Source organism: Bacillus sp. ISL-39, from assembly GCF_018613295.1.
Classification (GTDB): Bacteria; Bacillota; Bacilli; order Bacillales; family Cytobacillaceae; genus Mesobacillus.
The window spans coordinates 42,208-68,923 of record NZ_JAGGQM010000005.1; the positions used below are offsets into that span (position 1 = coordinate 42,208).

At 45.1% G+C, this 26,716-nt stretch carries 20 protein-coding genes; 4 read left to right on the forward strand and 16 right to left on the reverse strand.

The window, feature by feature from the left end; genetic code table 11:
• Positions 1-118: 118 nt before the first annotated feature.
• From J7E37_RS06335 to J7E37_RS06375, 9 genes are all read right to left on the reverse strand, one after another.
• Positions 119-1,738, reverse strand: coding sequence for a long-chain fatty acid--CoA ligase (locus J7E37_RS06335; RefSeq protein WP_215023050.1), 1,620 nt, complete (start codon positions 1,736-1,738; stop codon positions 119-121).
• A 45-nt stretch (positions 1,739-1,783) separates the two neighbouring features.
• The gene (locus tag J7E37_RS06340; protein ID WP_215023051.1) at positions 1,784-2,866 is read right to left on the reverse strand and encodes a CaiB/BaiF CoA transferase family protein; all 1,083 of its coding nucleotides are present in this window, start codon (positions 2,864-2,866) and stop codon (positions 1,784-1,786) included.
• A gap of 18 nt (positions 2,867-2,884) precedes the next feature.
• Entirely contained in the window at positions 2,885-4,456 is a 1,572-nt protein-coding gene (locus tag J7E37_RS06345; protein ID WP_215023052.1) for a fatty acid--CoA ligase, read from the reverse strand.
• 124 nt (positions 4,457-4,580) lie between these two features.
• The gene (locus tag J7E37_RS06350) at positions 4,581-5,735 is read right to left on the reverse strand and encodes a thiolase family protein (protein WP_215023053.1); all 1,155 of its coding nucleotides are present in this window, start codon (positions 5,733-5,735) and stop codon (positions 4,581-4,583) included.
• 32 nt (positions 5,736-5,767) lie between these two features.
• Complete coding sequence (locus tag J7E37_RS06355; protein WP_215023055.1) at positions 5,768-6,913, reverse strand: acyl-CoA dehydrogenase family protein; 1,146 nt, start codon at positions 6,911-6,913, stop codon at positions 5,768-5,770.
• Positions 6,914-6,939: 26 nt separating this feature from the next.
• Complete coding sequence (locus J7E37_RS06360; RefSeq protein WP_214783805.1) at positions 6,940-8,463, reverse strand: class I adenylate-forming enzyme family protein; 1,524 nt, start codon at positions 8,461-8,463, stop codon at positions 6,940-6,942.
• A 617-nt stretch (positions 8,464-9,080) separates the two neighbouring features.
• Positions 9,081-11,129 (reverse strand): sigma-54-dependent Fis family transcriptional regulator, encoded by a 2,049-nt coding sequence (locus J7E37_RS06365; RefSeq protein ID WP_215023057.1) that lies wholly within the window; start codon positions 11,127-11,129, stop codon positions 9,081-9,083.
• A 162-nt stretch (positions 11,130-11,291) separates the two neighbouring features.
• On the reverse strand, positions 11,292-12,059 hold the full coding sequence (locus tag J7E37_RS06370) for a 3-hydroxyacyl-CoA dehydrogenase (RefSeq protein ID WP_215023059.1): 768 nt from the start codon (positions 12,057-12,059) through the stop codon (positions 11,292-11,294).
• A gap of 410 nt (positions 12,060-12,469) precedes the next feature.
• Complete coding sequence (locus tag J7E37_RS06375; protein ID WP_215023061.1) at positions 12,470-13,387, reverse strand: DMT family transporter; 918 nt, start codon at positions 13,385-13,387, stop codon at positions 12,470-12,472.
• Positions 13,388-13,665: 278 nt separating this feature from the next.
• On the opposite strand from J7E37_RS06375, the gene J7E37_RS06380 reads away from it, so the two are divergent.
• The gene (locus J7E37_RS06380; protein WP_215023063.1) at positions 13,666-14,559 is read left to right on the forward strand and encodes a hypothetical protein; all 894 of its coding nucleotides are present in this window, start codon (positions 13,666-13,668) and stop codon (positions 14,557-14,559) included.
• A gap of 19 nt (positions 14,560-14,578) precedes the next feature.
• Positions 14,579-16,570, forward strand: a complete 1,992-nt coding sequence (locus tag J7E37_RS06385; protein WP_215023065.1) for a hypothetical protein — start codon at positions 14,579-14,581, stop codon at positions 16,568-16,570.
• A gap of 56 nt (positions 16,571-16,626) precedes the next feature.
• Here the strand turns inward: J7E37_RS06385 and J7E37_RS06390 are convergent, their stop codons facing one another.
• The 6 genes from J7E37_RS06390 to nirB all read right to left on the reverse strand — a co-directional run bounded on the left by J7E37_RS06390 (position 16,627) and on the right by nirB (position 22,946).
• A complete protein-coding gene (locus J7E37_RS06390; RefSeq protein WP_215023068.1) occupies positions 16,627-16,884 on the reverse strand; it encodes a YciI family protein in 258 nt (85 codons plus the stop codon).
• A 135-nt stretch (positions 16,885-17,019) separates the two neighbouring features.
• Entirely contained in the window at positions 17,020-17,646 is a 627-nt protein-coding gene (locus tag J7E37_RS06395; protein ID WP_215023070.1) for a precorrin-2 dehydrogenase/sirohydrochlorin ferrochelatase family protein, read from the reverse strand.
• Between the two features lie 196 nt (positions 17,647-17,842).
• Positions 17,843-18,571, reverse strand: coding sequence for a sirohydrochlorin chelatase (locus J7E37_RS06400; RefSeq protein ID WP_215023072.1), 729 nt, complete (start codon positions 18,569-18,571; stop codon positions 17,843-17,845).
• Between the two features lie 27 nt (positions 18,572-18,598).
• A complete protein-coding gene (gene cobA / locus J7E37_RS06405) occupies positions 18,599-20,059 on the reverse strand; it encodes a uroporphyrinogen-III C-methyltransferase (RefSeq protein ID WP_215023074.1) in 1,461 nt (486 codons plus the stop codon).
• Positions 20,060-20,187: 128 nt separating this feature from the next.
• Complete coding sequence (locus J7E37_RS06410; protein WP_215023358.1) at positions 20,188-20,508, reverse strand: nitrite reductase (NAD(P)H) small subunit; 321 nt, start codon at positions 20,506-20,508, stop codon at positions 20,188-20,190.
• Between the two features lie 14 nt (positions 20,509-20,522).
• Positions 20,523-22,946, reverse strand: coding sequence for a nitrite reductase large subunit NirB (gene nirB / locus J7E37_RS06415; protein ID WP_215023076.1), 2,424 nt, complete (start codon positions 22,944-22,946; stop codon positions 20,523-20,525).
• A gap of 259 nt (positions 22,947-23,205) precedes the next feature.
• On the opposite strand from nirB, the gene J7E37_RS06420 reads away from it, so the two are divergent.
• Together J7E37_RS06420 and J7E37_RS06425 are read left to right on the forward strand one after the other, a co-directional pair.
• Complete coding sequence (locus tag J7E37_RS06420) at positions 23,206-23,574, forward strand: DUF948 domain-containing protein (protein ID WP_214780605.1); 369 nt, start codon at positions 23,206-23,208, stop codon at positions 23,572-23,574.
• Between the two features lie 216 nt (positions 23,575-23,790).
• The gene (locus J7E37_RS06425; protein ID WP_214780603.1) at positions 23,791-26,169 is read left to right on the forward strand and encodes a M14 family zinc carboxypeptidase; all 2,379 of its coding nucleotides are present in this window, start codon (positions 23,791-23,793) and stop codon (positions 26,167-26,169) included.
• A gap of 35 nt (positions 26,170-26,204) precedes the next feature.
• On the opposite strand, the gene J7E37_RS06430 is transcribed toward J7E37_RS06425, so the two are convergent.
• On the reverse strand, positions 26,205-26,633 hold the full coding sequence (locus J7E37_RS06430; RefSeq protein ID WP_214780601.1) for a hypothetical protein: 429 nt from the start codon (positions 26,631-26,633) through the stop codon (positions 26,205-26,207).
• Positions 26,634-26,716 lie beyond the last annotated feature (83 nt).

A 26,716-nucleotide genomic window follows, 5' to 3' on the forward strand; every position in this document is an offset into this window, starting at 1 on the left:
TAATTTATTTTGCTTTTAGGTGCTGAAATTTTTTATAGGCTTAATTATTTTATTTTACAACTAAAAAACAGCACCGTTTATTAAGACGTTGCTGCTTTTAATGTATTTCATATAATTTTTAAGAGCTCTGTACCAGATGATCTTTCAACTGGTCTCTTAGTGCGCGTTTCAGGAATTTGCCGACCGAGGTCTTTGGGATCTCCTCCATGAATACAACATCATCCGGCAGCCACCACTTGGCGAACTGCGGGGCGATGAATTCGAGAATCTCCTGCTTATCGACCTTGCCTCTATATTGTTCCTTCAGTACGACGCATGCAACCGGCCGTTCCTGCCATTGCTGGTGAGGAACGGCAACGACACTCGCTTCGAATACAGCCTCGTGAGCCATCAGGGCATTCTCAAGGTCGACCGATGAAATCCATTCGCCGCCGCTCTTGATCAGATCCTTCGTGCGGTCGACTAGCTTGATGACACCCTCTTCATCAACAGTGGCCACATCCCCGGTGTACAGCCAGCCATCGCGGAAGGCATCTGCCGAACGCTCATCCTTATAATATTCATCGGCAATCCATGGTCCACGCAGCAATAGTTCTCCCATTTCTTCTCCATCCCACTTCACTTCGCCATTTCCGCCGATGACTTTCATTTCAAGCCCAGGCACAAGGAGTCCTTGCTTTGAGCGGATATCTAAAATTTCATCTTCGTCCAAGCCGACCTGGTAGCTCTTCAGGCGTGATACTGTTGCCAGCGGAGTGGTCTCTGTCATACCGTATGCGTGCAGGAATGGAATTTTATATTTTGTTTCAAACGCTTTTATCATGCCACGCGGCGCTGCAGAACCGCCACAGACAATTGATCTGAGCGAAGAGGTATCATAGCTTCCATTTTCAAGCTCATTCAGCAGGCCGAGCCAAATCGTCGGCACTCCTGCGGTGAAGGTGACTTTTTCCTGTTCAATAAGATCAGCAAGCAGCTTAGGCGTGAACAATGGACCAGGCAGCACCTGAGTCGATCCGAACCAAGTCGCAGCGAATGGCATACCCCAGGCATTAGCATGGAACATCGGGACTACCGGCAATACGACATCAGTTTCAGAAAGTGCTGCCGTATCCGCCAACCCGAAAGCGTAACTATGGAGGACGATGCCTCTGTGGGAATAAACAACGCCTTTTGGATTGCCCGTTGTTGCAGAAGTGTAGCACATCCCTGCCGGATCATTTTCATCAATATCTTTCACGAATTCAAATTCAGGACTGGCATCGCGAAGAAGCTTCTCATAGGAATAGACTGGCTCCAAAGTTGTGTCGGGCAGTTCGTCTTTGTCGGTCATGATGATGTATGCCTCTACTGTTTTAAATTGGTCCTTGCTCCGCTCAATCAGCGGCACCAAATCCTCATCGACAAGCAGCACCTTGTCTTCTGCATGATTGATAATGTAAGAGACATGTTCTGGTGACAGGCGGATGTTGATGGTATGAAGAACTGCCCCCATACCCGGAGCGGCGAAGTAGACTTCAAGATGGCGATGGTGATTCCAGGCAAAAGTGCCAACTCTGTCGCCTTTTTCCACACCGAGCTTTTCAAGCGCACTGGCGAGTCTGCGTGTCCTCTTGCCAATCTCCTTGTAAGTGAACCGGTGAATACCTGATTGTGTACGAGATACCACCTGCTTTTTCGGGAAAAATTTTTCTGCTCTTTCCAATAGCGATCCTACTGTCAATGGAACATTCATCATAACCGACATTCCCCTTCCACTTATTAAATTAGATATTTCCCTCTATTAATTGCTGCTTTTTATACTGAGCCATTCTCTTAAAACCTCGTCTGTCTGTTCTCCTTTTTTCGGTGGAGCTGCATCCTCTTGTGCTGGCAAATCTCCATGTATTTTAACTTGGCCTTCTGGCATTACAAATTTCTTCTCATTCCAATATGGATACTGAGTAAGTTCTCCCGCCTCAAGTACAGGTGTAAGGCAACAGTCGACCTTCATGCCAAAATCCGCCCATTCAGAGAGCGACTTGCTTTTAAACAAATCAACAAGCTCAAGATAAACAGGATTTGTGTTTTCCGGGCTGGAATAATGGGCGGACAGCCAATCCTCCCGGCCGACAGCTCGACAAAAGTTGTACCAGAACTTTGGTTCCAGTGCGCCAAGGCTGACATAGCGGGAACCTTTTGTTTCGTACAGCCCATACCCAATGACAGTACCATTCAGCACAGAAACGCCATTTTGATAGCCAGTTTCTTTTTCAATCAGGACATGGTTTGCCATCAAGGCTGCCATGCTGTCAGCAATAGAAATGCAGTGATAGCTGCCTTCGCCAGTTTTCCCCCTGGCAACCAGTGCAGCAAGGATTCTCTCACTGGCCGCCATTCCCCCGATATAATCAGAAAAAGTATGGGTTGGATGAACCGGTCTTCCTTTATCGTTCTTCATCTGGGCCAAAGCGCCGCTCAAGCTCATATAATTCAGGTCATGGCTGCCCAGGCTGCTCATTTCCCCGTTCCTGCCGTAACCCGTCACCGAGCAATAGACGATTCCTGAGTTAACCTTTTTCACCGCTTCATACCCGAGTCCAAGCTTATCCATCACTCCAGGCCTGAAGCTCTCAACAACAACATCCGCCCTGGCGAGTAAGTCAAGGGCCAGCAGCTTTCCTTCTGCCTGCTTCAGGTTGATGACGATACTCTTCTTGCCGCGATTATGGGCGTTAAATACATAGCCTTCTCCTGTATTCCTTGCCGGGTCTCCCTCCGGTGCTTCGATTTTGACAACCTCAGCCCCAAGTTCAGCCAGTCTCAGCGTCGCAAAAGGTCCGGGGATATAATTGGTGAAGTCTACTATTTTAATTCCTTCCAACATAATAAAAAATCCTTTCCATTACGTCGGCTGCCCTTTTGAAAACAATTCTTCCATTTGCTTTCTGAGCATGAACTTCTGGATCTTTCCGCTCGCATTCCTAGGTAGTGCATCCACAAAGAAGTATTTCCGCGGACGTTTGTAATTTGCCAGGCTGTCACTGTTCTTGCACCACTCATCTAAATCTCCTTCGGTGACCTCGTGATCTTTTTTCACGACAAAAGCAGTTACTGATTCGCCCCAACGGTCATCCGGCTGGCCGACGATCGCAACGTCAAGCACACCTTCATGGGCATGGAGAACGTCTTCTACCTCACGCGGATAAATATTTTCTCCGCCGCTGATAATCATGTCATCCACCCTGTCCTTGACCCAGAGATATCCCTCTTCATCCAGGTAGCCGATATCCCCTGAATGATACCAACCCTTATGCATCGCTTTTTCGGAAGCCTCTGCACGGTTGAAGTAGCCTGACATCATGCATGGGCCCTGGACAATGATTTCACCGCTTTCTCCTGGCTGAAGGACATCTTCAGGGTCAGATGGGCCATCCTCGTTCGGCCGGACGATCCTGATCTCATGGTTAAGGCAAGCCTGGCCAGCAGCACCTGCTTTTGTCAGCTGGTCATCCTCAGATAAGAAGGTGATCGCAGGACCCATCTCCGTCATACCATACGCCTGGACCAGCTTGATGCCCAGCTTGTCATGGCAGGCATGGACAAGCGAAGGCGCCATAGGGGCTGCTCCATACAGACCCAGCTCCAGACTTTCGATATTATAGTCTTCCAGGTTCTCCTGCAAAAGCATATTCCACATTGTTGGCGCCGCGAAGAACTTCGTGATTTTTTCAGAATCAATCAGTTCAAGAACCTTCTTTGGGGCGAATTGATGGAGGATGACATTGCTGCCGCCCACATGGATTCTAGGCAGGAATGCGCAATGGAGCTCAGCACAGTGAAACATTGGCGCAGTCACCAACCCTTTATCTTTTGCACCTAGTTTGGTTGCACCTACAACGATGATACTCTGCTCGACCATGTTGCGGTGCTTGTGCATAACGCCTTTTGGCCTGCCGGTGGTCCCGCTTGTATACATGATCGCGTACAGATCGTTTTCATCTACCTCAATATCAACAGGCTTTGTTTCCGCTGCTTTCACTTTTTCATGATAGCTTTGGGCATACTCTGGTGTATCTTTGTCGATGTACCAGAAAGCGATATGCGGGAATCGCCTTTCAATAGCGGCGATGACTGGCTCAACCGCCTTTTCAAAAAGGATGACCTTTGGCTCTGCGTCACCCAGGATAAAGGCGACCTCTTCTCCCATCAGCCGGAAATTGATAGGATTGAAGACTGCGCCAATTTTCGCACAGGCGAAAAACGCAGTACCCAATTCCTCGGTATTAAATGTGAACGCAGAAACCCGGTCGCCTTTCTTCACTCCTTCAGCAAGGAGCGCATTGGCAAGCCTGTTCACTTCCTCATTCCATTCACTATAAGTAAAGCGGACATTTTTGCGGACATCATAGAGGGCTTCCTTGTTCGGGAATTTCATTACCGTCAGGTCAAAGATTTTGCCGACCGTTGTGCTCATTTGCATTCCTCCTAATAAAATGTCGATTTTATGCTTTACAGAGTAGCAGTTTATAGTAGTCTCATTGGTGACCTGTTTTTCTCACTTTTGCTGTTTTCAGGCGCCAATAAATGTTGGCATTCTTTTAATCCAGACGTTCAATAATGGTGGCGTTTGCCATGCCGTGCCCTTCGCACATTGTCTGAAGGCCGTAGCGTCCGCCGGTCCTTTCAAGTTCGGACATCATCGAAATCATCAGGCGGGCGCCGCTCGCTCCAAGAGGGTGGCCAAGCGCGATTGCTCCTCCATTCGGATTGAGTTTTGCAGGGTCCGCTCCCGTTTCCTTCAGCCATGCCATCGGTACAGGAGCGAATGCTTCGTTCACCTCGAAGACATCGATATCCTCCAGCTTCAGGCCGGCTTTTTTGAGGACTTTTTCCGTTGCCGGAATTGGTCCTGTCAGCATCAATGTCGGATCTGAACCTACCACAACCCTGGTGTGAACCTTGAACCGCGGCTTCAAGCCTAACTCTTCAGCTTTTTCACGGTCCATCAAAAGCAGGACACCTGCACCGTCACTGATCTGGCTCGAGTTCCCGGCATGGATGACACCATCCTCTTTAAAGACCGTTTTCAACCCGGCCATAACTTCAGGAGTCGTTCCTTCGCGAGGCCCTGAATCTTCCGTCACCAAAGTTGTTTCACCATTTTCGAGTGTGATCTCGAGGGGCATGATTTCTTTTTTAAAATACCCCTCTGCCTGCGCCTTCAAAGCCCGGCGATGGCTTTCTGCAGAGAACTCATCAAGTTCCCGCCGGGTAAAACCATATTTCTCCGCAATCCGTTCTGCGGATAATCCCTGATGGATCATCTCGTATTGTTCTCTTAATTTAGGGCTGAAAGGGTTGGCTTCCTGATAATTAGACCCCATTGGAACACGTGTCATATTCTCCACGCCGCCGGCAATGACGACATCCATGTCCCCTGCAAGGATCGCCTGGGCCGCAAAATGGACTGCCTGCTGACTCGATCCGCATTGGCGGTCAATCGTTGTTCCTGGTACTTCAATCGGGAAACCGGCTGTCAAAGCCGCTACCCTGGCAATATCTCCAGCCTGTTCGCCTGACTGTGTTACACAGCCGAGGATGACATCCTCTACAAGTCCTGCATTGATTCCGGCCCGCTTTACAACCTCTTTTAAAACTCCTGCAGCCAGCTCATCCGGCCTGATATCCTTCAATAAACCCTTCCTTCTGCCGACAGGCGTCCTTACGGCTTCAACGATTACAACCTCACGCATGTTTTCATCTTCCTTTCTGAAAATCTGATTTTCTACAAACCCAGATTTTTAGCAATGATGGTTTTCATGATTTCGTTCGTTCCTGCATAGATGCTGGCAACCGGGATATCACGAAACCTTCTCGCAATCTCGTATTCTTCCATGTATCCATATCCACCGTGGAGCTGCATGCATTCTGCGGCAATTTTCCTCGCGCTGTCTGTCAGCTTCCACTTTGCCATCGATACCTTTGTGACAACATCCTTGCCTTCGATATGCTCGGCAATCAGCTGGTCAAGGAAAGCTCTGCCCATTTCGATTTCTGTCGCCATCTCGACTATCTTGAATTGCGTATTCTGGAACTTGCTGACCGGCTTGCCAAATGCTTCCCGGCTTTTGACATACTCGATCGTCTGCTTCAGCATGACCTCAGATGCGGTCTGGGCTGCAATCGCAACAAGCAGTCGTTCCTGCTGGAGCTTTTCCATTAGATAAAGGAAGCCTTTCCCTTCCTCACCCAGCAGGTTTTCCTTTGGAACACGGCACTCTTCGAAGATAAGCTCTGACGTATCCTGACAGTGCAGTCCCACTTTATTCAGCTTCCTCCCTCGGGTAAAACCAGGTGTATCCCGCTCAACGACCAGCAAGCTGACACCTTTATGCTTGGGGTTCGCTTTTGGATCGGTTTTGCAGGCTACGACAATTAAATCAGACTGGATTCCATTGGTGATGAAAGTCTTTTGCCCATTTAAAATATAGTGGTCGCCATCAAGGATTGCTGTTGTCTGTATGTTCGCCAGATCCGACCCTGTCCCTGGCTCTGTCATTGCAATCGCGGTAATGGTTTTACCTGAGGTACAATTTGGCAGCCAGCGTTTTTTCTGCTCCTCTGTTCCATAGGAAGTGATATACGGAACTACAATGTCATTATGCAGCCCTACGCCAACCAGGCCTGAGCCCACCCGCTCAAGCTCTTCATTGATGACAACTGCGAATCCCCAGTCGACTTCACTGCCGCCGTATTCTTCATCGATATCAGGGCAAAGATAGCCCTGCTCGCCCATTTTCTCCCAGAAGGACCGCGGTATCAGTCGCTCTTCCTCCCACTGTTCGTAAAATGGATATGCCTCCTTCTCTAAAAATTTCCTCAGTGACCTGCGAAAAATTTCATGGTCATCCGTTAAATAAGGATGTTTCATAATTGACTCCCCTCTCACTCAAACTATTAAAGCTTCACTTCATTCAGTTTCTGGCGAAGCTGGTATTTTAGTATTTTTCCAGAAGCATTCCTTGGCAACGCCTCTTCGATGAAGATCTTTCTTGGAACTTTATAGCCTGCAAGTTTTTGGCGGCAAAAGCTCTTAAGCTCCTGCTCATCAACTATTGCATCCTGCTTTGGCACAATGACTGCGCAGACGGCTTCTCCCCAAACTTCATCCGGCAGACCGATGATTGCTGCCTCAAGAACAGCAGGATGTTCATAAAGGACTTCCTCTACTTCAATTGAATACACATTTTCCCCGCCGGAAATGATCATGTCTTTTTTCCGGTCAACGAGAGTGATATATCCGTTTTCATCGACCGTCGCCAGGTCCCCGGTATAAAGCCAGCCGTTTTTGATTGTCTTTGCCGTTTCTTCCGGCTTCTTATAATATTCCTTCATAATGGATTCACCTTTGATGATGAATTCACCGACTGCACCAGGCTTTATATCTTTCCCTTCTTCATTCACCACTTTAGCTTCAGTCAGGAATGCGGCTTTTCCTCCCTTGCCAAAATGGTGCTTATGCCCTTCCGGATCCAGCAATATGCCTCCAGGGCCAGCTTCAGTCAGACCGCATAGATTATAAAACTGGTCTGTCCTGAAAAGCTCCATGCTTTTGCGGACAAGTTCCGGAGCCATTGGTGCAGCACCATAGCCGCATCTTTTAATCGAAGATAGGTCATAATCAGAAGCATTCGGCACCTGCAGCATAAAGTTGTACATCGCCGGGACTCCAAAAAAGTGGGTGATTTTATGTTGCTGGATTGCTTCAAGCGTTGTAACCGGATGAAAATCCCGATGAATGATATGGGTTGCCCCAAGAACGACGCCTGATATCAGGAAAAGATTAAGCTGTGCCGAGTGGAACAGCGGAGCGATATGGAGGATTCTTTCCTCCTGGTTGATTCCCATGCTGATCATCATCGTCAGGCCGACATTGAAGACTCGTTTATGGTCAAACAAAGCACCCTTGGGCCTGCCGGTTGTCCCGGACGTATACAAGATTTCAAGGTCATCATCATTGCTGATTTCAATTTGTGGATCATCGGCATTTTCGGAAAGGACTTTATCGAATGAATAATGTCCAACTGTTCTAGGGGTGCCAGTCGAAATGACATGAGCTGTATTTGTCCCTTCACGTGCAGAAGTGATGATATCCTCGAACTCATCATCGCAAATAACCAGCACAGCGCCAGACTGTTCCAGTATGTAATGGACCTCGGATGCTGTCAGTCGGAAATTCACCGGCACGTTTACCGCACCAATTTTAGCTCCAGCAAAAAAAGCAAATACAAACTGATCAGAGTTTCTCATCATTAAAGCAATCCTGTCGCCTTTGTTAACCCCCAGGCTGAGCAGTCCGTGGGCAAACTTGTTCACTTCTTCATTAAACCGCTTGTATGTATAGCTCCTGCCTTCACATTGAATCGCGAGCTTCTCCGGTGTTTTCCTTGCATTTTGCGCTAAATATGATCCGATATCCATACCGAACTTCCCCCCTGGTTAAATTTGAAAACGCCTTCATCATTTTATATGCAATAATTATGCCAATTTTCCAAAAATGAAGATGACAGCAACAACCAAGCAGGAATTTGGATGTTTGTCCTGCAAAGTGTCCGAAAAATGGACACTGTGTTTGGACATTTAAATAGATGGTGGTTACTGAACGGGAAAAATCTCATCTTATTGCTCGTTTCAGCAGTTTACTGGGTAGTTCTTGTACTTAATTGATGATATTACTGGAGGCATTATAGATTTATTGGCGGTTTTCACACTTTTATTGGCGAAGTTCACAACTTTATTGGCGATATTATGATTTTATTGGCGAAGTTCACAACTTTATTGGCGATTTCCAAGATTTGTTGGCGAACTGGAAAAAACACGTGTTTTTTCCAGTTCGCTAAACATATGTGTAAATCTACTAGGCTAATCTTCATTTTTTCGACCGCGCTTACTCCAACCATAATATACCGCCCAGAAAATCAGGGGGACCAAAAATATAAATGGCCTTTTTTCCACAGGTAATAAGATGAGTAGCAGTATTCCAATTAATAAGAAAGGCGGCATCAATAGCCAGTATTTTTTAGAATACATAGAGCCTCCTATACGCTCAGCTGGTATTTCTTTATTTTTTCATAAAGGCCTGAGCGGCTGATGCCTAAGAGTCTTGCTGCCTTTGCTTTGTTTCCATTTGCCTGGGAGAGCGCTTTTCTGATGGCTCCGAGCTCGGCATCTTCTGCAAGGCTGATTTGTTCTCCGAGCGGGCTGGATAGTTGCGAGATTAGATAGTCCGGCAGGTCCTCAGCCTGAATTTTCCCATGCTCGGCAAAGGTCATCGCACGTTCAAGGACATTGCGCAGTTCCCTTACATTTCCCGGCCATTCATAGCGAAGCAGTGCGGTCTTTGCCGGGGAAGAGATACCGGTGATGCTCGTGCCCAGCATCGAATTCAATTCTTTCATTAAACCGCTGATCAAATACTCGACATCATGAACACGTTCCCTTAACGGAGGAATAGTCAACGATATGACGTTCAGGCGATAATAAAGGTCCTCCCTGAACTCCCCCTGCCTCACCATTTCTTCCAGGTTACGGTTAGTCGCCGCGATAATACGGACATCGACCTTCACCCTTATATTTCCGCCTACTCTGTAAAACTCCCGCTCCTGCAGGACCCTTAATAGTTTTGCCTGGAGGGAGAGTGACATATCGCCGATTTCATCGAGAAAAAGCGTCCCGCCATTCGCAAGGTCAAACTTCCCGATTTTACCGCGCTGCTTTGCCCCCGTAAAGGCCCCTTCTTCATATCCGAAAAACTCTGATTCGAGCAGGTCCTCCGGGATAGCGGCACAATTGACAACAACAAACTTACCTTCACTCCGGGCACTGCTGTTATGGATAGCATGCGCGAACAACTCTTTCCCTGTTCCGCTTTCACCCCTGACCAATACTGTGGATCGGCCTTTCGCTGCTTTGGCGGCACTTTTCTTTAATTTTTCCATATAAGGATCTTCGCTGAAAATATGATCCCAGGTGAATCTGGCCGACTCTGATTTCTGCAGCTGCTGATGGTAAAAGCTAGCCTTGTTCTCCGCTTTCTGAAGTCTCTTGAACAGCTCGCTGACTTCATTCAATTGGCGGAACATCACTTTGCCAATCGCGCCGATTACCTTGCCATCCTTCTTGATTGGGATTCGATGGACTATGTATCTGATTCCGTTCATCTCGTTAAAATCGCTGACCTCTGCCATTTCTGATCTGAATACACTCTCAAGTTTGAGTTGCGGAAGCACTTGCTCAACTGGTTTGTGTAAAACTTCTGTTTTTTCCAGGCTGAACAATTCGAGCAGCGGCGGGCTGACCATCGTGATCATGTTCTTTTCATCGGTCATCAAGATTCCATCATACGCATTCTCTAGCGTCGTCTCGATTGTCAGCTTCAGCTTTTTGACGGTCTCCAGCTCTTCTGCCATTTTTTCAAATTCGGAAATATCCTGGAATAACAGGATTTTCCCTTCTTCATGATTCACTGTTTCATAGGAAGAGATGTGAAGAATCGATTTGAATTTTTCGTAATGATGAGGTGAATTGTATTCATTCAACAAGCCGGGAAAAATCTCGCCGATTTCGCTGGACATGATCGAATCAACGGACCGGCCGCTGATTTTGGCGAAAGCTTCATTTGCATACACTACCTTCATCCGGCCGTCAGTCATGAGAACCCCGATATTGGAATGCTGCAGGATTGTTTCCAGCTGGTCCTTAAGTGTATTCGCAGATTTTAACAGAGCGACCACCATATCGGTCTTGGTCAGTAAACCGATGACCTTGTCCTGCTCATCAAGCACGACCCCGGTCCCAACCTTGCTTGTTTTAACAATTCTCTCGATTTCACGGTAAGGGGTGTCAATACGGATGGACCTTGCTTGCTTCTTTATGTATGGCTGGATTGGTGCCTCCAGCGGACTGCCATCCAGGATCATTTGATAAAGTCCGCTTCGGGTAAAAACACCCTGCAAATTCCGTTCGGCGTCTGTGACGGGCAGAAGATTCCATTTCATCTCTTTGAAAATTCCGAGTGCCTCTCTTAATGTTGTTTTTTCCGTGACCTTGCAGTCGACAGGTGTAACAATATCCTTGAATTCAATCATTCATTTCCCTCCTTATATGAGAGGTTTCTGAATATTATAACTTCAATTATATAGCACTGCTGCGGAAAGGTACACTTATTGACTGTAAAAAACCTGCTCCCCGAACAGGTGCAGGCTTTAAAAATGTATAACTTTAATCCTTATAAATGCGTTGCAATGATATTATTTAGGCTGCATGCGGATGGCACCGTCCAGGCGGATTGTTTCGCCATTCAGCATTGGATTTGTCAGGATGCTTTCAGCAAGCATCGCATATTCCTCGGGATAACCTAGACGCTGCGGAAATGGCACCATTTTTCCTAGAGAATCCCTTGCTTCCGCTGGGAGCGAATCGAACATCGGGGTATGGAAAAGCCCAGGGGCAATTGTCATCACCCTGATTCCATAGGCAGCAAGCTCCCTGGCAATTGGCAGCGTCATCCCGACAACGCCGCCTTTTGAAGCACTGTAGGCAGCCTGCCCGATCTGGCCATCAAACGCGGCAACTGATGCTGTATTAATGATGACACCCCGCTCACCATGTTCATTCGGCTCATTTTTAGACATCTGTTCTGAAGCAAGTCTGATGACATTAAAGGTTCCTATTAAGTTGATGGAGATTACTTTTGAGAACATGTCCAGAGGATGGACACCTTTCCGTGATAACAGCTTGCCTGCAACTCCAATTCCTGCACAGTTAACAACCGTGTTGATCGACTCCAATGATTTAATTGCTTTGTTGATGGCATTCATTACTTCTTCATCACTTGTTACATCCGTTTTAATGAATATTGCCTGTTCCCCAAGTTCTTTAACGAGAGCATCTCCGCGTTCCACTGACAAGTCAAGGATTGCCGCCTTTCCCCCTTTCTCTACAATTCTCCTGACAGTTGCTTCTCCCAAACCAGAAGCTCCGCCTGTAACTATCGCCCTTGTATCACTAATTTCCATTTTGTCTGACCTCCACTTTTACCAATTTGTTAGTTTTATATAAAGCAAGAATCGTGCCAAGTTCTTTATATGATAAATAAAGAGATCATTAGAGATAGGTGTGCAAAATCAGGACAGTTTTCTGGATAAATGGACACTTTGAGATATTGAATACAGCTTCCTGTAACTTGAGCTATTTTTTAATGATTGAATGCTTTATTCCTGTTGAATCTGATTTAAAATATGTCTGCTCCCTGTTGGTACATAAAATGGCTCTTAATACCAGTTGGGTTCAATTTAATTCCAGTTGAAGATGTTTTAACTCCAGTTGGGTTCAATTTAATTCCAGTGGCGGCAGTTTGAATATTAGTTGAGTTTCCTTTTTGCCAAAATAAAAATGCAGAGCCGAAGCCCTGCATTTAATTTCAATATTAAGCTGCGTTCCGTTTTATCCGGTTTCTCAGCAACAATTCCTCAAGTGCCCCTGATCCGAATATGACACCGGAAACGATGAAAATTAATCCCAGCAGGTGAGAAGAGGTAATATACTCCCCGAGGAAAATCGCTGCGAACATAATTGACAGGAATGTATTCAAGTTCAGGAAAATGGATGCTTCCGCTGGTCCGGCTTTGCCAATTGCGTAATTGTAGAGCATGTGCCCTACTGCAGTCGCGAAGATGGCTGAAGCAAAAAACACACTCCACACCCCAAGGGAACCACTGCCTAAGCTTGCTAATCCACTTGGCTCCTTCCATAGTCCGATAAAAAACATCAGGATTGAGCCAAAAATCAGCATATATCCCGTCAGCAGACGGGGATCCAGGGTTTTTGCGGCTTTTGAAATAATGATGAAGCTGATTGCCTGAGACAATATGGAGAGAAATACATAAAAATCACCAATCGACATGCCTGATAGTCCTCTACTCCCTGCCATCACTGTCAAAGAGACCCCGATTCCCCCAAAAATAAAACCGAGGATCCGTATAAATGTCAGCCGTTTACCAAGGAATAAAATCGCCATCAAAGCAGTCAGCAATGGGCCCATGCCGAGGATTAGTCCTCCGTTGACTGCCGAAGTCACTTTTAATCCAATGCCAAGAAATAAATGATGCCCAGTGACATTCAGGATTGCGCCGCCGAATATATATATCCACTCCTGCCTGGATGGCAGCCGGACTTTTTTTAAGAAAAATAGAATGATAAACACCGAGACCCCAGCCGTGAAGACGCGGAGCGAGGTGATGGTGATTGGCGGAAAATTCCCTACTATAATCTTTAGGGCCGTTACATTCAATCCCCACAAAAACATGACACCAGTAAGAATCAAATAGATTTTAAGGTTTTTCATGATGTTTCCTTCTTTCATTTAAACGATTAAAGCATAACTAACATTCTACTCCTTTTTTATAAAAGGGCAAGAATAATCCCATTAATTTTCCATCCCAATTAATAAGTGCCAATAAGAAAGGTAAATTGTATCAGGTCTTTATGCATCTTTTTGAATAACCTGGTAGGTTAAAAGAATGGTTTATTATAAAATCCTTCAAAAACCGACAAAAAGAGGTTTGAAAACCAGAATGCTATTTCGGAAAGTTAGAATACCTTTATGAAAGGAGGTGAAAAAGAATGCACTTCCGACAACTGATTATTACTGGCTTTATTGCGGGTGCAGCTATGTTGGTACCTGACATCGCTTTTGCTGAAAAAGGGCCAAATGCCGGAAAACTTCAAAAGCCTGTGGCGGCTGAACAAGTTACTCTGCCAGATAAGGCTGAGAATGCACAATCTCCTGAAAAAACTCCAGCCAAACCTGATGTCAAAAACCAGCCGGTGGAGAAGCCAGGCGTTCAAAAACAAGACCAGGCAATACCGAAAGAGAATTTTGCTGATGCAGTGAAATCCAATAGGAAAGCTCAATCATTCAAGAAAAATGAGAAAGCGGCCCTGCCTCAAAAGGCTAAGGCCTTGATCAACGAGAAGTTAAAACAGGAAAAACATAAAACAAAGCATAGCAATAAACAAAGCAATAAACATAGCAATAAAGATGCTTTAAAATCCATACATAATAAGGGTAATTACGCAAAAGAAACACAGCGCAGATCACCTGGGTTAAAGGAAAAGGTTGAGCCATCCAAGGAGTCAGCAGCGACCCCGTCAGTAGTTAAAGCTACAGCAAAGACGGCAAGCAAAGAAATGCCTTTAGTTAAAGATGATGAAAAGGATTCATCCAAAAACGAGAGGTATCCTAAGGGTGACAACATTCCAAACCCTCCTTCACGCACAAAGGCTTCAGGGGGGCCGTCAAGTGACAGGACAAGTTATGGAAACGCGAGCACTTTCATTAACGATAAGTGGTTTGTTTGGGATGAATCATATAATTTAAATCTCCTGCAGCCATATACATCGCGAGTTGCTGTTTTTCAAAGCCAGTGGGTCAATGCCCCGCCATCACCGCCACCGCTCAAAGCTCCTGCTTTTTTACCGTATACCGACGGAATAGCCACGGATAACGTTAATTAAAAGGGAGCGAATTATTAAAATGAATAACTATATGAATGGGACCAAAGTCGTGAAGTCTTTTATGTTAGCTGGAGTATTGTCAATCGGGGTACTGACTGGAGGGCAATTCACTCAAGCTGCAGGACCTGAAAAAGTTAAGGTTGAACAATCTCACGAAGTGAAACCAGCAAAGGTACAGTCTGCTAAAAAAGCGGAAAAAGCAAAGCCTGCTGTTTCAGCAAAGCCTGCTGCCAAACCTCAAGTAAAAGCACCAAAAGCGGAAGCTAAGGAAAAAGCAGCGAAGTCTCAGGCTAGCACTCATGCAAGTGAAACGGCTAAAAAGCATGCAGCACCAAACGCAGCAGTTCATTCAACTGTTCAGCAAGCACCTGCTGAGGAAGTTCCAACTGAAGAAGTTGTTACTCAGGAGCCAGTCGTTGAAGAGGTTGTTGAAGAAGTTGTTGAAGAAGTTGTTGAAGAAGTTGTTGAAGCAGACCCAGTTGTGACTGATGACACTGAAAAAGATGCTGAATCAGAAGAAACTGCTGAGCTTGAAGAAAATACAGCAACAAAACAAGAAGAAGATGAAGCTGAGCTTGACGCTGACACTGAAATGAAAAAGGAAGATGAAGAAGAATCTGATGAGGATTCTGAAGACATTGACCTTGATTCAGAAGCAACTGTAAAAACTGAAGAAGACGAAGAAAATGACTCTGATTCTGAAGACATCGATCTTGATACAGATGCAACAGTGAAAACTGAAGAAGAAGACGAAGACGAAGAGGAAGAGGATACAGAAGATAAGGAATCTCCTTCTATCGCTAACAAAATGAAGTCTAGTGCTTTCAATGCGAGCGATGTTGCTAAAGAGAAAGCTAACGAAAATTCTGCTGTTGCTTTGTCTGTTGAAGTCAGTGAAGAAGAAGTTGCTGAAGAAGACGTTACTGAAGAAGATGTCACTGAAGAAGACGTTACTGAAGAAGATGTCACTGAAGAAGATGTCACTGAAGAAGACGTCACTAAAGAAGACGTTACTGAAGAAGACGTCACTGAAGAAGATGTGACCGAAGAAGATGTCACTGAAGAAGACGTTACTGAAGAAGACGTCACTGAAGAAGATGTCACTGAAGAAGAAACAGTAGTATCTCCTTCTATCGCTAACAAAATGAAGTCTAGTGCTTTCAATGCAAGCGATGTTGCTAAAGAGAAAGCTAACGAAAACTCTGCTGTTGCTTTGTCTGTTGAAGTCAGTGAAGAAGAAGTTGCTGAAGAAGACGTCACTGAAGAAGACGTCACTGAAGAAGACGTTACTGAAGAAGATGTTACTGAAGAAGATGTTACTGAAGAAGATGTCACTGATGAAGACGTCACTGAAGAAGACGTCACTGAAGAAGATGTCACTGAAGAAGATGTCACTGAAGAAGACGTTACTGAAGAAGATGTAACCGAAGAAGATGTCACTGAAGAAGATGTCACTGAAGAAGTCGTTACTGAAGAAGACGTTACTGAAGAAGATGTCACTGAAGAAGAAACAGTAGTATCTCATTCTATCGCTAACAAAATGAAGTCTAGTGCTTTCAATGCAAGCGATGTTGCTAAAGAGAAAGCTAACGAAAACTCCGCTGTTGCTTTGTCTGTTGAAGTTACTGAAGAAGTTGTTGCTGACGAAACTGCTGCTGAAGAAGTGACTGAAGAAGTCGTCACTGATGAAATTGCTTCTGAAGAAGTAACTGAAGAAGTTGTTGTTGATGAAACTGCTGCTGAAGAAGTGACTGAAGAAGACGTCACTGATGAAATTGCTTCTGAAGAAGTAACTGAAGAAGTTGTTGCTGATGAAATTGCTGCTGAAGAAGTGACTGAAGAAGCTAAAGTTAACCCTTCTGCTGCTAATAAAGCTGCGTCTAAAGCGAGTGAATATGCAAGTGAAATGGCGAAGAAATTTGCTGCATTGATCTCTGCTGTCTTTGCAGTATTTGAAAAAGCACCTGAAGAAACTACTGAAGAAGTTATCGTCGAAGCAGAAAAAAAATAATAGGATATAGTATCCTGGAAAGGACTTCCGCACTTGCTGGAAGTCCTTTTTTATTCCTAATGAACCAGATTCCTTGTCGTCTGCGGACTGTCTATCAGCCAGTTATTTTCTTCGTTGGCAAAGATTTTGAGTGCTTCATCAATATCATCGCAATTCAGGATGACCATTGCTTGCTCGTTATTTTTAAACGGGCCGCCAACCATCAGTTTCCCTTCCTGGTTTAAATTCCTGAGGTGTTCAATATGCCTTGTCAACAGGCTTGGTTCCAGTTTGCCTTTCCTTTTATCTTTTAGGAACACGACAAATTTTTTCATAAACGGTACTCCAATCAAATATTTTCCATTTAATTATATCATTTCCAATTATCCCCGGCATGTATGGGCGAATTCCTTAATAAAAAAATGGACTTTTAAACAAAAAAAAGGGAAGTAATTGTACGCATTCGCGCTTTACCTCCCCTCCTCACGTATCGCTTCTTCAAGCAACCTGGCAAACCTTTCTTCTCGATAGGACTCCTTTAGGAAACTCTCGTCTGCTATGGTTCTCAGAAGCTTCCTTCTTACTGTTTCATCTTTGACAGCCGCCTTGATTTCTTTACGGCTGGATGCCAGGAACTCCAGGTAGCTCTCATATTGTTCATCAAACATCTGCTCCAGCTGGCGGCAAATCTTTTTTGCCAGTACCGGACTTGCTCCCGATGTAGAGACGGCAATGGTCAATTTGCCTCTTTTCATGACGGATGGGACCTGGAAGTCCGATTCTTCAGGATGATCTGCAAGATTAACCAATTGATATGGTGCTGCATCCCTTTTAACTGCCAGATTCGTCTCTCGGTCATTAGTGGCGGCAACGATGAGCAAAGCTCCTTCAAGATTTTCCTTTGCATAGGGCTCAGGCCGCCAGGAAATTTCGCCTGTTTCGGATAGCCGCAGCAATTCGCTTGTTAATTCCGGGCTCACCACCTTCACTTTCGCTCCAGCATCCAGTAATCCATAGACTTTACGTTGAGCGACTCTGCCCCCGCCAATCACAACGACATTCCGATCCCGTATCCGTACATTTATAGGGTATATCATGCTTTCACTCTCCATTTATTGACGTTGTTGCCTGCGAATTATATTTTATTAGCGGAGTTCACAACTTTATTGGCGAAAATATAATTTTATTGGCGGTTTTCACAACTTTATTGGCGAAAATAATAATTTATTTGTGATGTTCACAAATTTATTGGCGATGTTCACAATTCTATTGGCCAAAACCGTATTTCTAAGTTTACCTTACGCTTGCTTCATCAACTCTTTGCAGAAGCAGTTCACCCAGACGTTCATCAAAGCCTACTGGTTCGCACAGGACAATCTCTTTTTCCGAATATTGAACCAACACATTGTTTACTGTTTCCTCTATTTTAGCGGTAAAACCGCCTGTATACAGCAAAAATGGCAAAATATAAATCTTTGATGACGAGTCGCTTCCCAAGAGCTTTTCTCCATAAAATGGCTGTGATGTTATATAGCCAGTATCTACTCTGGCCGAGACTTTCTCCTGCACCCTGCCTGCCAGCTTCTCGAATTCCACCGCAGCCAGGGGATCCCTGCTGCCATGTCCGACGAGCAGGACGGTCTCTGAGTTCATACCTGAAAACCCTTGTTTATTTAAACGGTCCAGAACGATTTCCAGTAATGTTTCATTTACTCCAAGCGGCTCGCCATAGAATATCTTTATTTCTGGATACTGTTGTTTTACCCTATCCAATTCAGCCGGAATGTCTACATTTGCATGGATTCCCGGAAGCAGCAATACCGGAACGACGATTATTGATGATGCTCCCTTTAAAATACATGCTTCGACCGCTTCGAAAATGGTTGGCCGGGCATTTTCAAGGAATCCATAGGCTGTATTCGTACTCTTCCCTGTGGATATTACCTTCTCGATGAATGAAACAAACACCTTGTTTCCTTGCTCACTTCTGCTGCCATGGCTGATGTATACTGTTGCTTCCATATCTTTCTCTCCTTTAAAACAAATCCATTACACGAATGCCAGCTCAGATTCTTTATTGGCCAAACAATCGACCACAGCGGTTTTATCCGGCGCCTCCAACACATTACCAGCTGCAATGCCATATTCCCCTGCAGTCACTGCCGTCTTAACTCCCATGCAAACAATGTTTGCTGTTTTCAACAGCTGCTGCGGAATGAGCTCCTTGAGGACCCCTTCTTCAATCATTGTTTTGACAGACCTGCTGCTTGGCAAAATAACTGTGTTGACAGAAGCTTCATCAAACACTCTTTTAAAAATTGGCGTGAATTGCTCGTCAATGACCTTTTTGGATGTTACGAACCTTTCAGCATGAGGATACTTGTAGGCTGTATCACTGTCACCTACGATTAACAGCTTTCCATATTGAGACATCTTCACATCCACTTCTGCCAAAAAGCCCTTTTCATTCAATGCCTTGACAGACTTTGTTGAACAGCCGTAAAAGTCTGCTTTCACCCTTCTGATATCGATGCCTTCTGAAAATAAGATTTCGAAGAATTCTCCGACACTTTCAGGAGAGGTAAAAAGGATTTTTTCGTATTCTGGAATTCTGTCGATCACCGCCTGATCCGCTGGCAGTGAAATCTTTTTCCATTTCGGGAATTCAATCACATCTGCTCCCTGCTCCATCAATTCCTTCGCCAGTTCACTCTCATCCGTTCCTGTTCGGGCAAGTAATATTTGTTTACCAAACAAAGGTTTCTTTTCAAACCAGTTCAACTTCTTTCGAAGCGATACAATGTCACCAACAAGAGTGATGGCAGGGTTGGTAAAATTCACTTCCTTCGCTTTGGAGGCAATATTGGACAGAGTTCCCTCCAAAGTCTGCTGCCGGGAGAAGGTTCCCCATTGGATGAGGATCACCGGGGTGTCCTCCGCTTTTCCATGCTTGATCAAATTTTCACTGATATACGGAAGATTTGAAATCCCCATGTAAAAGGCAATGGTGTCAATGCCGGTTGCAAGCCCTTTCCAATCCAGTTTCGGCTGGCCATTTTCAGATTTATCATGGGCAGTCACCACCGCGAAGGATTCGCCAAATTCACGGTGTGTGACGGGAATTCCTGCATATAGCGGTGCAGATATTCCTGAAGTGATTCCCGGTACAATGTCAAAGGAAAGGCCATTTTCGGCCAAAGCAGCTGCTTCCTCGCCTACGCGCCCAAATACGCCAGGATCGCCGCCCTTGAGACGGACAACGATTTTTCCTTCAAGCACTTTTTCAACCAGAAGGTCGTTGATCATTTCCTGGCGAAGGACGTGCCGGTCCGGAAGCTTGCCGCAGTAAATCAGCTCGCAATCTGCAGGAGCATAATCCAGCAGTTTCGGATTGGCAAGGCGGTCATATAGAATGACCTGAGCCTTTTTGATGGCTTCCATCCCCTTAACTGTGATCAGCTGTACGTCTCCCGGCCCGGCTCCGACTAAAAATGCTCTTCCTTTTTCCATTGTGTTCCCGCCCTTTCAATGCTGTATAAAGTATAAACTTTTCACAATTAGATTAGTGTCCAGCTCCAGCGCCTAGCCCCTCAGGCGCTTCTGCCTTTCATTGAGAGGGAAGGTTCCCCCCTTTTAGGTCATACTGTTATATACACTTCATTTTCGATTACTACAACATGATACGTTTTTACTTCGCCTGTATCCGGAGCCTGAACTTTTCCGTCTTCCAGGGAAATCTTCAGGTCGTAGACTGGACAGTAGATATACTTCCCGCTTACGAGTGCATCGGCAAGGGTCCCGCCTTTTCTGTGGGGACTGCGGTTCTCAACCGCTTTGACATCTCCATTGGATATCCTGAACAAGACGATGTTCTCGCCATTTACTGTAACCGCCTGCCCTGCGCCTACAGGAAGGGAATCATAATCCGCCAGCTTGATTCTCAACATTGTTTCCTGCATCATCATCCATCCTCCTATTCAACCGTTACGTTGCGTACTTGATAGTACTTTTCTTTTATACCATTATCAGCGATGGCTTCTTGCCATGGCTCGTTATATCGCTCCAATGTCTTATCCAGTCTTTCATTCAACTGCTTTCTCATGTTCTCAACGGCGAGGACTTCCTTGATATGTTCAAATCCCATCCTTTCAAGCCAAGGTGCTGTCCTTTCAAGATATGCAGCTGTTTCACGGTAGTATTGGAGATATGCTCCTGTTGTTTTCAATGCCTCTTCTTTTGTCTTAACGGTATCAAGCAGATCCGCAGCACGAAGGTCTGTTCCGCCATTTCCGCCGATATATATTTCCCAGCCGCCATCGACTCCGACAAAGCCAATATCCTTGATTCCGGATTCCGCACAGTTCCTTGGGCAAGCTGAAACTCCCATCTTGACCTTATGCGGTGTATCAAGGCGCTCAAACTTTTTCTCGAGCTCAATTCCAAGTCCCATTGAATCCTGAGTTCCAAAACGGCAGAACTTTTCGCCAACACAGGTTTTTACGGTACGCAATGTTTTTCCGTACGCATAGCCTGATGGCATCCCCAGGTCTTCCCACATTGCAGGAAGATCCTCTTTGTTGACACCGAATAGGCCAATCCTCTGTCCGCCCGTCAGTTTTACCAAAGGTACGTCGTACTTCTCGGCAACTTCTGCAATTTTCTTCAGGTCTGCAGCAGTCGTCACACCGCCATACATTCTTGGAACAACTGAATATGTCCCATCCTTCTGGATGTTGGCATGCATTTTCTCATTAACCAGCCTTGAATCCCGTTCATCCTTATAGCCGTCAAAATTGACCATACCAAGGTAATAGTTGATCGCCGGACGGCATTTCGAACATCCTTCTTCCTGGGACCAGCCCAGAACATTCATGACTTCCCTGACATTCGTCAGGCCTTTTGCCCTGATTTCGGCGACTATTTCGTCTTTGCTTAAAGTTGTGCACCCGCAAATCCCTGCTTTTTTCACCGAAGTATCATATTGGTCGCCAAGCGTGTATGCGAGGATGTCAGATATGAGCGATTTACATCTTCCGCATGAACGGCCTGCATTTGTGCAGCCGCCCACTTCTTCAACAGTAGTCAACTCATTAGTACGGATTGCGTCGACAATCGTTCCTTTTGTGACACCATTACAGCCGCAGACAAGCTCGTCATCAGCCATCGCCGCTGCATCGCCTGCTTCTCCACCGCCACAGCAGCCGTTTGCTTCTAGAATTGAAACACTAGTCATTCCGCTGATGTCTTCTCTTTTCGTCAGCATCCTGAACAGTCGGTTGCTGTCCTTTGTGTCCCCATAAAGTACAATCCCGGCAATCCGGTTATCCCGAATGACAATTTTCTTATAGATTCCATCAAACTCATTGTGGACCTTGATTGATTTAGTTCCTTCGTCATCACCGATTTCACCTGCTGAGAACAAATCACAGCCAGATACCTTCAGCTGGGTGCCGCAAATCGTTCCTTCATAAGGGTTAGCCGGAATCCCCGCAAGGTTAGCTGCAAGTACTTTTCCCTGTTCATACAGCGGTGCCACAAGGCCATAAACGATTTCTCTATGTTCAGCACATTCCCCGACGGCATATATATTCGGCACATCTGTCTCCATATAATCATTGACGACAATCCCTCTGTTAACATAAATGCCGCTGTCTTTGGCCAGCTGGACATTAGGGCGGATGCCGACAGCCATGACGACAAGATCCGCCTGTATTTCGGAACCATCAGAGAATCTGAGTCCGGCTACTCTCTCGTCTCCTAGAATTTCCGCGGTCTGCTTTTCAAGCATGAAATTCATGCCCTGGTTTTCAAGTTCTTTTTTCAGCATTCCAGAAGCTGTTTCATCAAGCTGTCTTTCCATCAGATGCGGCATCAAATGGACAACATCGACTTCCATGCCCAAATTCAGCAACCCTCTAGCCGCTTCCAGGCCTAGCAGCCCGCCGCCAATTACAGCAGCCTTTTTATACTGTTTGGAATCTTTGATCATCATTTCACAATCATGGATGTCACGAAACCCGACTACTCCCTTTTTTTCAGATCCGGGCACAGGAAGAATAAACGAGCTGGAGCCTGTAGCGATGATCAACTCATCATAATCTACCAGGCGTCCCTGATCAGATAGGACCTGCTTCTTCCGCTTGTCTATCCCGACTACTGCTTCCCCTGTATGAAGCTGGATGCTGTTACTCTTGTACCAATTCCAGTCATTCATGATGATGTCCTCGATTGACTTATCTCCCTGAAGGACAGTGGACAACATAATTCTATTGTAGTTAGGATGTGGCTCATTCCCAAAGATAGTGATCTCATATCCATCTGGCTGAAGTTTAAGCAATTCTTCAATCGTCCTTACTCCTGCCATTCCGTTTCCTATCATGACTAGTTTCTTTTTCATCTCGTTTGTCCTCCCATAGTTAAAGCTTCTGTTCCGGAGTTTTCATTAATGATATTTCCTCTATGTATACATTGTATTGTGATTTGAGGTTCCTGTTTGTGAAGTTCGTCACACTTCAGATAATGCATGTTCACTATTTCACAAATACTTCAAAATTAACAATTTTAGGCTGTATGTAAAAATCAGTTATTCTTCGGCTGAAATAGGGTAATCAATATGTAAATGATATTTATTCGCAAGCTGGAAAGGAGGCTTATTTATGATCATTGTATATATAAGTATCGCTGTCATCGTGGCTGCCCTCGGTTACCTGGGATATGTTGCATATAAAACATTTAAAGACGCCAAGCCAACGATTGATAGTCTTCAGGAGACAGCCACACGGGTCCAAAATAAAACGAATGCAATCAAAGAAGAAACTGATTCACTAAAGTTTAAACAGCAAAAGCTGATGACTGATTTTGAAAAGAAAAAGAAAGCTGTCAAAACCGTTGTTTTTTCAGTAAAACAGACACCGGTAGAATTCAAGAACGCACTTGTTGCAAAACCTGTCGCTGAACTTGAACAGAAGTATAAAGCAAGACAGTGGAACCGCAAGCGTCGCAACCGAACAATGCAGCCACAATAAAACAGGGCAACTCGCCCTGTTTTTTATTTGTCTCTGCCTGGTGACTATCTTCCTACATCTCCCTTTCGATTTATTTCCCAATATCGCTGGACCCAAGGAGTATCAACATTTATATTCCCGAGAATAAAAATTAGGAAATTCGTACGATTGCCGAAATAATAATTAATATTTAATATGTATAAATATACAAAAAAACTACATTCGGAGGATACATAAATGAAGAATAAAAAAATTATTTCTGGTGTGGTAGCTGCAAGTTTGCTAGCATCCTCACCATGGACGCCGGCGCTTGCTGAGTCTTTAAGCTGGAGTTATGTAAATGCATACGAAGAAAAGGACGGCAGCCTATTCAACAGCGAAAACTATGATTTTATGAAATTCTCGGAAATCGGCGATAAGCTTGCCCAAATCGAGAAGCAATCCAACCGAGTGAAAGTCGAAGTAAAAGGTCAGTCATCAACAGGACAGCCTCTTTATGTCGTGACCATCGCTTCCCCGGACTCACAGGGCAAGTTCGGCAAGATCCAGGCTTTAAGAAAACAAATGTTCAAAAACCCTCAAAAAGCTCAGGACTGGATTGACAATAACCCAGACTTCAAAGTGCCCATCATGATCAATGGCTCCATCCATGGTACCGAGTTTATCGGCAGTGATGCGGTCATGCAGCTGATCGAGCGCTTTGCACTTGAGAATGACGACACCACGAAAGAAATCCTGGAAAATAACATCTTGATTTTCAATGTTGTCCAGAATCCTGATGGACGGATTGATGCTACACGTTTCAACGGAGAAGGTATCGATTTGAACCGTGACTTCATCACCCAGTCACAGCCGGAAACCCAGGAAACTGTAGCCCTGATCAAGGAATGGAATCCAATGGTCTTCCTAGATACTCACGGTTATGTTAAAAATTATGCACCGAACAAGCAGGGTCTTATTGAACCATGTACTGTTCCGCATAATCCTAATTATGAATATGATCTATATCAAAAATGGGCTATGGGTCTGGCTGAAGCAATGGAAACTGAAATCATGTCCGACAAGGAAAGCTTCTCAGGCAGTCTCTATCAGTCAATGGAAGGAACCTACATTCCTCAGCGTGACGACGCGGAAGGCTGGGATGATTATCCGCCAATCTTCACTCCGATGTACGCAATGTACCATGGTGCTTACGGCCACACACTTGAAGCGCCAACAAATGATGAAGATGGCGTTCGCTGGATGTATGACGCCATCATGGGTGCCCTGAAAAATGCTACGGATAACAAGCAGGAAATGATCAAGGACCAAATCGAAATGTTCGAGCGAGGCATCAACTTTGACCACCCATTCCATGAAGAAGGCTTCTTTCCGACAGCCTATGTACTCCCAGTTGATTCCGAAGATCCAACTGTAACTCAAAAAGCAGTCAATCACCTGTTGAAAAATGACATTGAAGTTGTCCAGGCGTCCAAAGCTTTTACAGCGGACGGACAGCTTTACCCAAAAGGGACATATATCGTTAAAATGGATCAGGCAAAAGCCGGCCTTGCCAATACGATGCTATGGGATGGCGAGGACATCACTGAAGATGTGGATGCCATGTACGATATTTCAGCATGGAGCCTGCCAGAGCTCTGGGGCTTCGACGCAATTGCGGTCCAAAGCGATTTTGATCTAACAGCGGCTAATGTGAACCATTTACAAGAACAGGGTTCTGTCAGCGGCAAAGGGCCATTCTTGATCCCGAACAGTTCAGTAAAAGCTGTTAACCTGGTGAATACGCTTCTTCAGCAAGGCGTTTCTGTAAAACGCGATTCTGAAGGCAATTTTTACACAGAAGCAGCGGCGAATGTGATTTCAACAGCCGTAAAAGAATCTGGTTTACACATTGAATCAGCAAAGGTTCCGGCTGATGTGGTTGAGGTCAACGACATGAAGGTTGCGATCTTGAAGGATGGCGGCATGAACAAGGCCCAGTCTCATTCGGGTACAAAACTCGCTCTGAAACGTCTTGGCTTCGCTGTTACTGAAGTAGCCCCTGCAGACGTTGCAGAAAAAGGTCTTTCCGGCTTTGATGTATTTGTTTACAGCGGGACTGAAGGTTTGATTGCCAAAACTCAATCACGACCAGGCAATAAAGAGTTCGGGTTCAAAAATCCAGCTCAGTTTGATAGTTTCAAAGCTAATGTAGAAGAATTTTTAAATAATGGCGGAAAATATATCGCTGTTGGGGCTGGTGCCTCCCTCGCGACAAAGACATTGGGACTTACTGATGATGATATTGTCGTGGCTGGCTACAGCAGCAATGGTATCGCAAAGGTTGATTACAGCGGCGAAGGTGTGAGTGGAGGATATGGCGAGGATGATCTCGGTTTTGTTTACCGTCCTGTCTGGTATGAAAACACCGATAATGATGAAGTATCCGCAACATTCGATGACAACGCCGACTTCTTTGTAGCTGGCCACTGGAAAAACAACAGTGAAGCACAGGGCAAGGCAGTCATCGTGAAAGAACAGGATAAGGATGTTACGATGATTGGCCTTGAAGCTGGTTTTCGTGACCATACCGATTATCTGTTCCGGCTTCTTTCCAACAGCATTTTTGAAAAATAAGCGATAAAGCATCGGGCCCTTGCCCGATGCTTTTGTTAGTTATTAGAATAGTATTTTTCCAGCAGCAGATAATCCTTCGTTTTTTGGATCTCAACATTCTTCGCTAAAGCAAATTCTTCAAGCTCAGCTTTCAGTTGTTCGCTGTTAAAATAGGCAACACTGAAGTTGAATCCTCCCCTTACCTTCACCACCGCATTCTTCATCGACCAGCCAATCCGGCAGAATTTTATTTTATTGATTTTCTCTGGCGTCAGAATCCTACGGTAAATCGTGAATTTAAAGAGTTTGATTTTATATTCAAGTTGCTCTGAGGTAATCGTTAATTGGACTTGATGCAAAGTAACTACTAGCCAGGCAAGAGTGATTGAAAACCGGAACATCCAGCTTAAATTGGGAAGGATGAACACGCTTATTAAAATGATTCCCCATAAAATATTTTTTGATATATTTCCTGAATAAGTCAACTAATCCACCCCTAACCTTTTTATTTTACCAGATACATCCAAATACTTGTATAGAAAAAGACCACCTTTTCAGGTGATCTGCT

What these genes read in the sequence shown, in the direction of transcription:
- J7E37_RS06335 (WP_215023050.1), bottom strand. Translation starts at nt 1,738, where the DNA reads ATGATGAATGTTCCATTGACAGTAGGATCGCTATTGGAAAGAGCAGAA.
- J7E37_RS06340 (WP_215023051.1), bottom strand. Translation starts at nt 2,866, where the DNA reads ATGTTGGAAGGAATTAAAATAGTAGACTTCACCAATTATATCCCCGGA.
- J7E37_RS06345 (WP_215023052.1), bottom strand. Translation starts at nt 4,456, where the DNA reads ATGAGCACAACGGTCGGCAAAATCTTTGACCTGACGGTAATGAAATTC.
- J7E37_RS06350 (WP_215023053.1), bottom strand. Translation starts at nt 5,735, where the DNA reads ATGCGTGAGGTTGTAATCGTTGAAGCCGTAAGGACGCCTGTCGGCAGA.
- J7E37_RS06355 (WP_215023055.1), bottom strand. Translation starts at nt 6,913, where the DNA reads ATGAAACATCCTTATTTAACGGATGACCATGAAATTTTTCGCAGGTCA.
- J7E37_RS06360 (WP_214783805.1), bottom strand. Translation starts at nt 8,463, where the DNA reads ATGGATATCGGATCATATTTAGCGCAAAATGCAAGGAAAACACCGGAG.
- J7E37_RS06365 (WP_215023057.1), bottom strand. Translation starts at nt 11,129, where the DNA reads ATGATTGAATTCAAGGATATTGTTACACCTGTCGACTGCAAGGTCACG.
- J7E37_RS06370 (WP_215023059.1), bottom strand. Translation starts at nt 12,059, where the DNA reads ATGGAAATTAGTGATACAAGGGCGATAGTTACAGGCGGAGCTTCTGGT.
- J7E37_RS06375 (WP_215023061.1), bottom strand. Translation starts at nt 13,387, where the DNA reads ATGAAAAACCTTAAAATCTATTTGATTCTTACTGGTGTCATGTTTTTG.
- J7E37_RS06380 (WP_215023063.1), top strand. Translation starts at nt 13,666, where the DNA reads ATGCACTTCCGACAACTGATTATTACTGGCTTTATTGCGGGTGCAGCT.
- J7E37_RS06385 (WP_215023065.1), top strand. Translation starts at nt 14,579, where the DNA reads ATGAATAACTATATGAATGGGACCAAAGTCGTGAAGTCTTTTATGTTA.
- J7E37_RS06390 (WP_215023068.1), bottom strand. Translation starts at nt 16,884, where the DNA reads ATGAAAAAATTTGTCGTGTTCCTAAAAGATAAAAGGAAAGGCAAACTG.
- J7E37_RS06395 (WP_215023070.1), bottom strand. Translation starts at nt 17,646, where the DNA reads ATGATATACCCTATAAATGTACGGATACGGGATCGGAATGTCGTTGTG.
- J7E37_RS06400 (WP_215023072.1), bottom strand. Translation starts at nt 18,571, where the DNA reads ATGGAAGCAACAGTATACATCAGCCATGGCAGCAGAAGTGAGCAAGGA.
- cobA (WP_215023074.1), bottom strand. Translation starts at nt 20,059, where the DNA reads ATGGAAAAAGGAAGAGCATTTTTAGTCGGAGCCGGGCCGGGAGACGTA.
- J7E37_RS06410 (WP_215023358.1), bottom strand. Translation starts at nt 20,508, where the DNA reads ATGCAGGAAACAATGTTGAGAATCAAGCTGGCGGATTATGATTCCCTT.
- nirB (WP_215023076.1), bottom strand. Translation starts at nt 22,946, where the DNA reads ATGAAAAAGAAACTAGTCATGATAGGAAACGGAATGGCAGGAGTAAGG.
- J7E37_RS06420 (WP_214780605.1), top strand. Translation starts at nt 23,206, where the DNA reads ATGATCATTGTATATATAAGTATCGCTGTCATCGTGGCTGCCCTCGGT.
- J7E37_RS06425 (WP_214780603.1), top strand. Translation starts at nt 23,791, where the DNA reads ATGAAGAATAAAAAAATTATTTCTGGTGTGGTAGCTGCAAGTTTGCTA.